Source organism: Streptomyces sp. NPDC029466 (genome assembly GCF_055574515.1).
The window spans coordinates 122,701-134,262 of sequence record NZ_JBVHZH010000019.1; the positions used below are offsets into that span (position 1 = coordinate 122,701).

8 protein-coding genes are annotated in these 11,562 nt (G+C 72.4%); 6 read left to right on the top strand and 2 right to left on the bottom strand.

Annotated features, from left to right (window positions below):
- The first annotated feature begins 46 nt into the window (after nucleotides 1-46).
- The 4 genes from ACZ4XD_RS16925 to ACZ4XD_RS16940 all read left to right on the top strand — a co-directional run bounded on the left by ACZ4XD_RS16925 (nucleotide 47) and on the right by ACZ4XD_RS16940 (nucleotide 3,307).
- A complete protein-coding gene (locus tag ACZ4XD_RS16925) occupies nucleotides 47-631 on the top strand; it encodes a small secreted protein (protein ID WP_423661522.1) in 585 nt (194 codons plus the stop codon).
- Between the two features lie 130 nt (nucleotides 632-761).
- Nucleotides 762-2,309 carry a DUF7059 domain-containing protein gene (locus ACZ4XD_RS16930; protein WP_468042765.1) on the top strand — a complete coding sequence of 516 codons (1,548 nt, stop codon included), beginning with the start codon at nucleotides 762-764 and terminating at the stop codon, nucleotides 2,307-2,309.
- 163 nt (nucleotides 2,310-2,472) lie between these two features.
- The gene (locus tag ACZ4XD_RS16935; RefSeq protein WP_468042767.1) at nucleotides 2,473-2,670 is read left to right on the top strand and encodes a hypothetical protein; all 198 of its coding nucleotides are present in this window, start codon (nucleotides 2,473-2,475) and stop codon (nucleotides 2,668-2,670) included.
- Nucleotides 2,671-2,902: 232 nt separating this feature from the next.
- Nucleotides 2,903-3,307, top strand: coding sequence for a hypothetical protein (locus ACZ4XD_RS16940; protein ID WP_468042769.1), 405 nt, complete (start codon nucleotides 2,903-2,905; stop codon nucleotides 3,305-3,307).
- A 137-nt stretch (nucleotides 3,308-3,444) separates the two neighbouring features.
- On the opposite strand, the gene ACZ4XD_RS16945 is transcribed toward ACZ4XD_RS16940, so the two are convergent.
- Nucleotides 3,445-3,885: a DUF2752 domain-containing protein gene (locus ACZ4XD_RS16945; protein WP_468042771.1), complete on the bottom strand. Its 441-nt coding sequence runs from the start codon at nucleotides 3,883-3,885 to the stop codon at nucleotides 3,445-3,447.
- Nucleotides 3,882-4,517, bottom strand: coding sequence for a hypothetical protein (locus ACZ4XD_RS16950; protein ID WP_468042773.1), 636 nt, complete (start codon nucleotides 4,515-4,517; stop codon nucleotides 3,882-3,884). The genes ACZ4XD_RS16945 and ACZ4XD_RS16950 overlap by 4 nt, the downstream gene beginning before the upstream one ends.
- Before the next feature lie 507 nt (nucleotides 4,518-5,024).
- Here ACZ4XD_RS16950 and topA point away from each other — a divergent pair.
- Nucleotides 5,025-7,877 (top strand): type I DNA topoisomerase, encoded by a 2,853-nt coding sequence (topA, locus tag ACZ4XD_RS16955; protein WP_468042775.1) that lies wholly within the window; start codon nucleotides 5,025-5,027, stop codon nucleotides 7,875-7,877.
- A gap of 131 nt (nucleotides 7,878-8,008) precedes the next feature.
- Nucleotides 8,009-11,392 carry a dTMP kinase gene (gene tmk / locus ACZ4XD_RS16960; protein WP_468042777.1) on the top strand — a complete coding sequence of 1,128 codons (3,384 nt, stop codon included), beginning with the start codon at nucleotides 8,009-8,011 and terminating at the stop codon, nucleotides 11,390-11,392.
- Nucleotides 11,393-11,562: the final 170 nt, after the last annotated feature.

The following is an 11,562-nucleotide window of genomic DNA, read 5'->3' on the forward strand; positions in this document are numbered from 1 at the left end:
CGGCGTGTATGTTCCGGGGCCGAGAGCCATGGAAGGGACCAATCCGGTGAACAAGAAGCTTGTGGCTGCACTGTCCGGCGGTGCCGCACTGGTGCTCGCGCTGACCGGTTGCAGCGACGACAGCAGCAAGAAGCTCAATGACTGGGCGAAGAGTTTCTGCGACCCTGCGCAGGCTCAGTTCAAGAAGATCCAGGACGCCAACGGCGCCATGCAGACGGCCGACAACGGCAGCACGGACTCCAAGAAGGTCCAGCAGACCGACTCGGCCGCCTTCCAGAAGATTTCCGGCGCCTACGCCTCGCTGGCCAAGTCCCTGGAGAAGGCCGGGCCCCCGCCGACCGAGCAGGGCAAGCAGGCCCAGCAGAACGCCGTCAAGGAGCTCAACTCGCTCTCCAAGGGCTACGCGGATCTCCAGAAGCAGGTCGACGGCCTCGACACCTCGGACAAGCTCAAGTTCGCGGACGGGCTGCGCGACCTGTCCAACGGCATCAACAAGCTCAACAAGCAGAGCGAGGCCGCCTTCAAGAACCTGGAGGCCGGTGACGTCGGCACGGCGATGGCCGCCCAGAAGGGCTGTCAGAACCCCGCCGCGTCCGGTTCCCCGGCGCCGACGCAGTCCAAGAAGTCGTAGCGGCCACGGGAGTCGGACGGGCCGGGACGCCGCGGCAGTCGCGGACCGGCACGGGCTCCGACGGCCCGGCGACGCGCCCGGAGCGGGTGTGGCGCCGGGCCGTCGCCGTTTGTCAGTGGCAGGGCCGACAATGGTGGGCGTGAGTACGCACCTCCCCACCGCAGATGCCCAGGACCCCGAGAGCAACGCCCGTACCGCCCGGCTGCGCGAGGCGCTGCTGGCCGCCGCCTTCACCGCCGACGGGCTGCTGGAGCTGCTCGGCGCGCCCGCCTACGCCGCGCTGGCGCGCAGCGAGACCGTCCCCGCCCTGCGGGCCACGCGCGGCGACAGCCCGCTGGAGACCCTGGTGCGGCTGTTCCTGCTCCAGCGCCCGGTGGAGCGGCGGCGCGCGCAGGCAGCGCTGCCGGTCGCGGACTGCCTCGCCGACGGCTGGCTGGTGCAGGACGGCGACGAGCTGCGCGCCAGTGTGGACGTGCGGCCGTACGGCGGCCCCGAGGGGCAGGACTGGTGGATCGTCTCCGACCTGGGCTGTGCGGTCGGCGGGGCCGGCGGTATCCGGGGCGTCGGGGAGGCGGACCGCGCGGAGCTGGTGCTCGGCGTCGGCGGGGCGTCCACGACCCTGGCCGGGCTCACCGTGCGCCGTCCGGTCGGCAAGGCGCTCGACCTCGGCACCGGCTCCGGCATCCAGGCGCTGCACGCCGCCCAGCACGCCACCCGCGTCACGGCCACCGACCTCAACCCCCGGGCGCTGCGGATCGCCGCGCTGACGCTGGCGCTCTCCGGGGCGGAGGCGGCGGACCTGCGGGAGGGCTCGCTGTTCGAGCCGGTCGGTGACGAGACGTACGACCTGATCGTGTCCAACCCGCCGTTCGTGATCTCCCCGGGCGCCCGCCTCACCTACCGGGACGGCGGCATGGGCGGCGACGACCTGTGCCGGACGCTGGTCCAGCAGTCCGCCGCGTACCTCAACGACGGCGGCTACTGCCAGCTGCTGGCCAATTGGCAGCATGTGGCGGGCGAGGAGTGGCAGGACCGGCTGCGGTCCTGGGTGCCGCGGGGCTGTGACGCCTGGATCGTGCAGCGCGAGGTGCAGGACATCACCCAGTACGCCGAGCTGTGGCTGCGCGACGCGGGCGACCACCGGGCGGGCGACGAGGCGTACGCCGCGCGGTACGACGCCTGGCTCGACGAGTTCGAGGCGCGCGGGACCAAGGCCATCGGCTTCGGCTGGATCACGCTGCGCAAGTCCGGTTCGGAGGCCTCCTCCATCACCGTCGAGGAATGGCCGCATCCGGTCGAGCAGCCGCTCGGGGAGGCGGTCGTGGCGCACTTCGACCGCCAGGACTATCTGCGGACCACGGACGACGCGGCGCTGCTGGCCGGTCACTTCAAGCTCGCCGACGAGGTGGTCCAGGAGCAGGTCGGGCTGCCCGGGGCGGAGGACCCGGAGCATGTGGTGCTGCGTCAGAACCGCGGTATGCGGCGCGCCACGAAGGTGGACACGGTCGGCGCGGGCTTCGCCGGGGTGTGTGACGGCACTCTGCCCGCCGGGCGGATTCTGGACGCCATCGCCCAACTCGTCGGCGAGGACCCGGTCCTGCTGCGGGACCGTACCCCGGCCTCGATCCGGATGCTGGTCGAGCAGGGGTTCCTGGAGCCGGTGGCCGCGGCCGGGTGACGCGGAGGGCGATGCGGGCGTCTGACGCGGGCGGCTGATACGGGCGGCTAATGCGGCCGTCTGACGCGGACGTCTGATGCGGACGGGGGAGCGGCGGGCGACATACCGGCGGCGTTCATCCGGCGTTCGCCGGGATGCCGCCCCGGGGTGCCACGCTGCGCGCATGGAGAGTGGACCCGAGGCATTCGCCGGTGTGGCGTTCGCGCTGTTCGGCGCCGGACTTCTGGTGTGGACGGGCGTGTGTGCGCGGACCGGTTCCCCGGTCGCCGACGGTGTCAGCCGTCCGGTCGCCACCGTGACCGCGCTGCTGTCCGGGGTGGTGTTCCTGACCACCGGCTGCTGGCTGCTGATGGCGTTGTAGCCGTCCGCGCCGCCCCGTCGTCCTGCCGCCCGCCGCTTCGGCACCCTGGTGGCGGGGCGTCGTCCTCAACTGCCCTCGTAAGGCGTTCCGTTCACTTCCGGCCAGTTCTGTCATAAATGGCCGGTGTGTGCCGGTACGCGGGAACTTTTCGGTGCCATCAGGGCATCTCCCTCAGTGAAGGTCACCAACAGGCCGGTCGGCCCATGGGCCGGCCCCCTCAGGGAGGAACCCAATGAACCGTGCACTCCGCTACGCCACCGTCGGCGTCATCGCCGTCTCCCTGCTCGCCGGCGGCTCCGCCGCGGCCTTCGCCGCACCGCAGGACCTGCACACGCCCGCGCCGACCGTGGCCACCGCGCCGGCTGCCGCCTCCCTGACGGCCAAGGCCAGTGCGACGACGGTCAAGGCCTGGGAGCAGTTCCGGATCACCGGCATCGCCAAGGGCATCAAGGCCGGCACCAAGCTCACCGTCCAGCAGAAGCAGGGCACGAAGTGGGTCTCGCTGCCCGCGCAGACGCCGGTCAACTCCAGCGGCGCGTACGCGGTGCGGGTCAAGCTCGGCATCAAGGGCGCCAACCAGCTCCGCATGGCCACCGGCAGCACCGTCTCGCCGGTCGTCTCGGTCACCGTGCGCTGAAGCACTGAGGCGTTGAGGCGATGAGGCGCTGCCGCGTTGAGGTGCTGACGCCCTGACACGCCGCACGGACGCCTGACGGTCCGGAGTGTCGCCGGACCGTCAGGCCGCCCTGTGGCCCGTCGTCTGCGGGACAGCCCTCAGCCGACGAGATTGCGGGCGAGCATCCACCCCGCGGCGATGCCGAGCACCACGGCATTGCCGCGGCCCGACAGGTGGGGCCGGTACACCCGGCCGCGGAGGCCGGTGACCAGCCAGCGCCCGACGGCGTACGCCACCACCGGCCCGCCCAGGGTGAGCAGCACGGCGTTGTCGTGGAAGGCCGTCACGACCTCCCCGTGCATCAGGTCGTACGCCATCCGGGTCCCGCCGCACAGCGGGCACAGCAGCCCGGTGGCCCATTTGAAGGGGCAGGGGATCAGCAGCTGCCCCGGCTGGTGCGGATCGGTGTGCCAGAGGTAGACGGCGGCCGCCGCGCCGACGCCGAGGGTGACCGCCGCCCGGCGGAGGGTGCGCTTCCGGACCGCCGCCCCCGTGGGGCCCGCGGGCTCGGCGGGACCCCAGGATTCCCCGGTGCTCACACGCTCAGCGACCGGGCGTAGTTGACCTGGTTGAGCACGAACATCACCTGCTCGCGGGACTGCACCGGGATCATCGTGGAGTGGTGCCGGCCGCCGCTGTTCACCGTGACCTGTACGAACCCGGTCGTCACCCGCTCCTTCATCAGGAGGAAGAGCAGACCGAGCAGACAGAAGAGGAAGAAGACGACGGCGAGCACGACCGCGTGCGCCGGAATCTTCTCCTCCGTCCGCGACATGTCGGTCGCCGTCCACACCGCGCCCTTGAGCGGCATCGGTCCGGCCGGCGTCATGACCGTGTCGCCGGTCACCGCGATATCGCCGAGCGACAGCGCCATCCCGCCGGGCTGGGCCCCGGGCTGGAAGCCGCCGGGCGCCGGCTGCGGCGGCGCGCCCGGCGGGAAACCGGGCGGAGGCGTCGGCTGGGCCCCGGCCTGGGGATACCCGTAGCCGGGCTGTGGCTGCGGCTGCGCGGGCGCCGGGGGATAGCCGTATCCGGGCTCCCCGGGGCGGCCGCCCTGCGGATAGCCGTAACCGGGGTCGGCGGGCTTGCCGCTCTCCGGTGTGGCGTAAGGGTTCTGACCGGGCTGGCCGGGCGGCTGTTCCGGAGGCGGTCCGGGGTGCTGGTTGGCCATGGGTGGTGATCCCCCCGAGTGTGCGTGACGACGGCAGTACCCGGCTCGAACGGCGAGCCGTGCCGTGTCCATCCTGCCAGCCCGGTCACGTGCTGTATCAAGGCAATGACGGCATCCGGCGCCGCCTTGTGACAGTCGCCGGTCGGCGGACGGTGCGGTGTGCGGCCCCGGGCGAGCGATGAACCGTCGGGGAACCGTCACTGTGTGGAATCACCGAAGGTGCCGGGGCTGCGGCGCGCGGGGAACGGCCGGCGTGGACGCCGGGGAGCAGGTCGGCCCCGTCATGATCCATAGGGCCGCCCCCGGGGCCCGTGTCAGGCGCCTGATGCGGTCCGGGCGACATGAAGGCATGTAGTCGGGTTACCGTTCGAGTGGCGTTGCGGGGTTTTTCCGTTTGACACGGGGCCGGGAGGTACCGTCACACTCCGCAGCGTCAAGCGTCACCGCAGTGCGTCCCGGCGTCCGGCCGGGAGGCAATCCCAGCGTCGACCGGAGAGAAGAGCGAAGTTGTCCCCGACCAGCGAGACCACAGACGGCGGCGGCCGCCGACTCGTCATCGTCGAGTCGCCTGCCAAGGCGAAGACGATCAAGGGCTACCTCGGCCCTGGCTACGTGGTCGAGGCCAGCGTCGGACACATCCGCGACCTGCCGAACGGCGCCGCAGAGGTCCCGGCGAAGTACAAGGGCGAGCCCTGGGCCCGCCTCGGCGTGAACGTCGACGCCGAGTTCCAGCCGATCTACGTCGTCAACAGTGACAAGAAGGACCAGGTCAAGAAGCTCAAGGAGCTGCTGGCCGAGTCCGATGAGCTCTATCTCGCCACAGATGAGGACCGCGAGGGCGAGGCCATCGCCTGGCACCTCCAGGAGATCCTCAAGCCCAAGGTCCCCGTCCACCGGATGGTCTTCCACGAGATCACCAAGGACGCGATCCGCGAGGCCGTCGCCAATCCGCGCGATCTGAACCAGAAGCTGGTCGACGCCCAGGAGACCCGCCGGATCCTCGACCGCCTCTACGGCTACGAGGTCTCGCCGGTCCTGTGGAAGAAGGTCATGCCCCGGCTGTCGGCCGGCCGGGTGCAGTCCGTCGCGACCCGTCTCGTCGTCGAGCGGGAGCGCGAGCGCATCGCCTTCCGCTCCGCCGAGTACTGGGACCTGACGGGCACCTTTGCCACGGGGCGCGCGGGTGACGCAAGCGATCCCTCGACGCTGACCGCGCGGCTGAACACCGTCGATGGCCGCCGTATCGCCCAGGGCCGTGACTTCGGTCCCAACGGGCAGCTCAAGAACGACGTCCTCCATCTGGACGAGGCGAACGCCCGCGCGCTCGCCGCCGCCCTGGAGAACACCGACTTCGCGGTGCGCTCGGTCGAGTCCAAGCCCTACCGCCGCTCGCCGTATGCCCCGTTCCGTACGACCACCCTCCAGCAGGAGGCCAGCCGCAAGCTCGGCTTCGGCGCCAAGGCCACCATGCAGGTGGCGCAGAAGCTGTACGAGAACGGCTTCATCACCTATATGCGTACGGACTCCACCACGCTCTCGGACACCGCGGTCGCCGCGGCCCGGGCGCAGGTGACGCATCTGTACGGCGCGAACTATCTGCCGGACAAGCCGCGCACCTACGCCGGCAAGGTCAAGAACGCCCAGGAGGCGCACGAGGCGATCCGCCCGTCCGGCGACCGCTTCCGCACCCCGGCAGAGACGGGGCTGACCGGCGACCAGTTCAAGCTCTACGAGCTGATCTGGAAGCGGACCGTCGCCTCCCAGATGAAGGACGCGACCGGTAACTCCGTCACGGTCAAGATCGGTGGCCGGGCCGCCGACGGCCGGGATGCCGAGTTCAGCGCGTCCGGCAAGACCATCACCTTCCACGGCTTCCTGAAGGCCTACGTGGAGGGCGCCGACGACCCGAACGCCGAGCTCGACGACCGCGAGCGTCGGCTGCCGCAGGTCGCCGAGGGCGACGCACTGGCCGCGCGGGAGATCACCGCCGACGGGCACGCCACCAAGCCGCCCGCCCGCTACACCGAGGCCACGCTGGTCAAGGAGCTGGAAGAGCGCGAGATCGGCCGCCCGTCGACCTATGCGTCGATCATCGGCACGATCCTCGACCGCGGCTATGTCTTCAAGAAGGGCACCGCGCTCGTCCCCTCCTTCCTGTCCTTCGCGGTGGTCAACCTCCTGGAGAAGCACTTCGGCCGGCTGGTCGACTACAGCTTCACCGCCAAGATGGAGGACGACCTCGACCGCATCGCCCGTGGTGAGGCGCAGTCCGTGCCGTGGCTGCGGCGCTTCTACTTCGGCGAGGGCCACGGCGAGGGCGGTGCGGCGGATGCCGGCAACGGCGACGGCGACCACCTCGGCGGGCTCAAGGAACTGGTCACCGACCTCGGCGCGATCGACGCCCGGGAGATCTCGTCCTTCCCGGTCAGCGACGACATCAAGCTGCGGGTCGGCCGCTACGGCCCGTATGTGGAGCGCGGCGAGAAGGACGCCGAGGGCCACCAGCGCGCCGACGTGCCCGACGACCTGGCGCCCGACGAGCTGACCGTGGAGTACGCGGAGGAGCTGCTCGCCAAGCCGAGCGGTGACTTCGAGCTGGGTATGGACCCGGTCAGCGGTCACCAGATCGTCGCCAAGGACGGCCGCTACGGCCCGTACGTCACCGAGATCCTGCCCGAGGGCACCCCGAAGACCGGCAAGAACGCGGTCAAGCCGCGCACCGCCTCGCTCTTCAAGTCCATGGCCCTGGACACCGTGACGCTGGAGGACGCACTCAAGCTGATGTCGCTGCCGCGCGTCGTCGGCACCGACCCCGAGGGCGTGGAGATCACCGCGCAGAACGGCCGGTACGGCCCGTATCTGAAGAAGGGCACCGACTCGCGCTCCCTGGAGAGCGAGGAGCAGCTCTTCACGATCACCGTCGAGGAGGCGCTGGCGATCTACGCCCAGCCCAAGCAGCGCGGGCGGGCCGCCGCCAAGCCGCCGCTGAAGGAGCTGGGTACGGACCCGGTGAGCGGTAAGCCGGTGGTGGTCAAGGACGGCCGCTTCGGTGCGTATGTCACCGACGGCGAGACCAACGCGACGCTGCGGCGGGACGACGACGTCGAGACGATCACCGCCGAGCGGGGCTACGAGCTGCTGGCGGAGAAGCGCGCCAAGGGGCCGGCGAAGAAGACCGCGAAGAAGGCGGCCAAGAAGGCGCCGGCCAAGAAGACGGCGGCGAAGAAGACCACCGCGAAGAAGACGGCCGCCAAGAAGACCGCGGCGAAGAAGACGACCACGGCGAAGAAGACGACCGCCAAGAAGGCCACCGCGAAGACCGCGGCGGCAAAGAAGACGGCGGTGCCGGCCGAGGACTGAGGCTTCCGCCGGCCGGTCCCGGCCGGTAAAGCCGCAGGACAAGGGCGGGCAAGGCGGACACGTTCCGTCGTGCCCGCCCATTTGTTCGGGCAGGCGCTCGACGCACCGCACCGTATCGATAGGCTGGCGAGATGACGCGTGCCGAGCAGCCAACGGTCGTGACCCCCACTTCAGGCGCCCTAGCGGCGGATTCCCGCGAGCGCGCCGTGCGAGCCCTGCTCCGCTTCCCCCCACTGAAGCGATTGTGGAGCGCCCAGTTTGTCGGGGGCATCGGCGATGCCCTGTCCATGCTTGTCCTCGTACTGCTCGCCCTCCAGGCGGCGCTGTACGTCCCCCTGGGCGGCGAGGCCGCCTTCGGCGGCGGTTATCGGGGAGCCGCCCTCGCGGTCACCGTGGTCTTCGCGGCCCGGATGCTGGCGATGCTCCTCTTCGGAGCCGTCCTGCTGGGCCCGCTGTCCGCGCTCACTGCACCCGCCGGACCGCTGGACCGGCGCTGGACGATGATCGGCGCGGATGTGCTGCGGCTCGCGCTGCTGGTCATCGCCCCCCTCTGGATCGACTGGACGCCGGACAACGCACTGGCCTGGCTGCTGGTCACGGTCTTCGTCACCGGCGTCGCCGAACGCTTCTGGACCGTCGCACGGGAGAGCGCCGCACCCGGTCTGCTGCCCACTCCGCCCCCCGAGGGCGCCGCGGTCCGCCCGCTGCCCGACAACATGGACGCCCTGCGCCGCCTCTCGCTGCGCACCACCTTCGTCTCGCTGCCGATCGCGGCCGCCGCCCTGGTGGTCGGCACGCTCATCAGCAAGCTGCTGGGCACCGGCATCGACTGGTTCCGCCTCCACCAGGCCGCGCTCGGCTCCTATGTCGCCGCCGGGCTCTTCGCCGCTTCCGTATCGATCCTCTACTTCATCGAGTTCCCCGGTGTGCCGACGCCGCGGCCGCGCTCCCCTCTGGAGGGACTGCGCCGCCCCAAGGCCGCAGGAGCGGCCCCCGGGCAGCCGTCCCAGGGCGAGAAGGCCGACAGCGGCCCGGCCCGGCCGGCCGCCGACAAGGGCCGCACGGGCGCGATCCCGCTGCTGGTGACCGCCTGCGCCGCGGTGGCGGCGGCCCTCGCCGCGGCCGTCTCGCTCGCCGTCCTGCACGGCTACGACCTGAGCGGCGGCCCGGCCGCCTACGCACTGCTGGTGCTCGCGCTGACCGGCGGTACGGCCGTCGGCATCCGCGGCGCCCACCGGGTGCTGCCCACGCTCTCCCGGCGCCGGCTGCTCGCCCTCGCGGTGGCCGCCACCGGCCTCGCGCTGCTGGCCATGGGCCTGGTCCCGGACCAGACGACGGTGCTGCTGCTCGCCCTGCTGGCCGGCATCAGTGCCGGGATCGCCGCCAATACGGGGCATGTGCTGCTGGACCAGGAGTCCGAGGAATTCCGTGCCGCCCGTACGACCGAGCATCTGCACGCCGTCGTCCGGCTCTCCATCGCCGTGGCCGCCATCCTCGCGCCGCTGCTCGCGGCCGTCATCGGCCCGCACCACCTCGGCGACGGCGCCTTCAACTTCGCGTACGGCGGCGCCGCCTACACCCTGATGCTGGCCGGTGCGCTGCTGCTGCCGGTCGCCGCGCTGGTGCTCGGCAAGGTCGACGACCGGCAGGGCGTACCGCTGCGGAGCGATCTGTGGGAGGCACTGCGCGGCGGCGAGCCGGCGCAGGCGCCCGCGCCCACCGGCTTCTTCATCGCCCTGGAAGGCGGTGACGGCGCCGGTAAGTCCACTCAGGTCGAGGCGCTCGCGGAGTGGATCCGCGGCAAGGGCCACGAGGTCGTGGTGACCCGCGAGCCGGGCGCCACCGCCATCGGCAAGCGGCTGCGCTCGATCATCCTGGACGTCTCGACGTCCGGGCTCTCGGACCGCGCCGAGGCGCTGATGTTCGCCGCCGACCGGGCCGAGCACGTCAACAGCGTCATCCGGCCGGCCCTGGAGCGCGGTGCGGTCGTCATCACCGACCGGTACATCGACTCCTCGGTCGCCTACCAGGGCGCCGGACGCAATCTCGCCCCCACGGAGATCGCCCGGATCTCCCGCTGGGCCACCGACGGCCTGGTGCCGCATCTGACGGTGCTGCTCGACATCTCCCCGGAGACCGCGCGGGAACGCTTCACCGAGGCACCGGACCGGCTGGAGTCCGAGCCCGCCGCCTTCCACGAGCGGGTACGGTCCGGCTTCCTCACACTGGCCGCCGCCGACCCCGCGCGCTATCTGGTCGTCGACGCCGGCCAGGAACCGGAAGCCGTCACCACCGTCGTACGGCACCGCCTCGACCAGGTGCTCCCGCTGTCCGAGGCCGAGATCCAGGCGCAGGCCGAGGCCCGTAAGGCCGCCGAGGAGGAGGCCCGCCGCAAGGCCGAGGAGGAAGCGGCGCGCAAGGCGGAGGAGGAGCGCCTGGAGCGCGAGCGCCAGGAGCAGCTGGCCAAGCTGCGCGCCGAGGAGGAAGAGCGCAAGCGCCAGGAGGCCGAGGCGGCCAGGGCGCGCGAGGAGGCCCGCCAGGCCGAGGAGGCCCGCAAGCGCGCGGAGGAGGCCCGGCAGGCCGCGGAGGCGGAGCGGGCCCGCCGCGAGGCCGAGGAACGCGCCCGCCAGGCCGAGCAGGAGCGGCTGCGCAAGCAGCACGAGGAAGAGGCGCGGCTGCGCAAGGAGGCCGAGGAGCGCCGCCTGGAGAAGCAGCGCAAGGCCGAGGCGGCACTGGTGCGCGCCGAGGAGGCGCGGAAGGCGGCCGCCGAGGCGGCTGCGGCGGCGGAGGCCAAGGCCGCGGCCGAGGCGGCGGAGGCGGCCGACGCGCCCACGGCGGAGACCTACGTCGCTGATCTGCGCAAGCGGCTCGGCGAGAGCGCGCCCGACGACGCGTCCCCGTCCTCCGGTTCAGGCTCGGACGGCGAGCGGACCGAGGAGTCCCTGCCGCGGCCCGGAACGCCGGGCGACGCGGGCTCCCGTGCGGCGGACGAGACGGCGGTGCTGCCTCCGGTGCGGGACACCCAGGACCCCTGGCACGGCCTGGACACCGGCGCGGACGCGGAGGAGACCTCCCTGCTGCCGCCCGTTCGGGACGCGGAGGAGACCTCCGTGCTGCCGCAGGTACGGGACGCCGAGGAGACCGCCGTACTGCCGCCCGTACGGGACGACGAGGCGCGCGGCGAGCACGGGCGGAGCGGTGACCCCGCCGACCGGGTGCCGCCGTGGATGTTCCGCAAGGAGACGCCGGACGCGGCGGCCGGGAGGAACGGCGCGGCGTCCGCCCCCGCGGAGTCGCGCACCGAGCGCACCCGCGAACTCCCGCAGATCGACCCGGAGACCGGCCACCCCGTCGAGATCCCGCAGCGCGCCCGCCGCCGCCCCGAATGGGCGGAGGAGACCCCGCTGGACGATCTGCCCACGCTCGCCGACGAACTGCTGGGCCCGCGCGCCGACGAGGACGCGGACGGCAGGGGCGAGGACGGCCGTCGCGGCGGCCGGGGACGGCGCGGCTAGGCGGCCGGGACGCCCTCGTACGAACGGCCGTGGGGGGGGGGGGGGGGGGGGGGGGGGGGGGGGGGGGGGTGGGCGTGGGGGGGGGGGGGGGGAGGGGGGGGGGGGGGGGGGGGGGGGGGGGGGGGTGGGGTGGGTGTTTTGGGGTCGCTAGGCTCCCTCGGGAGGGACTG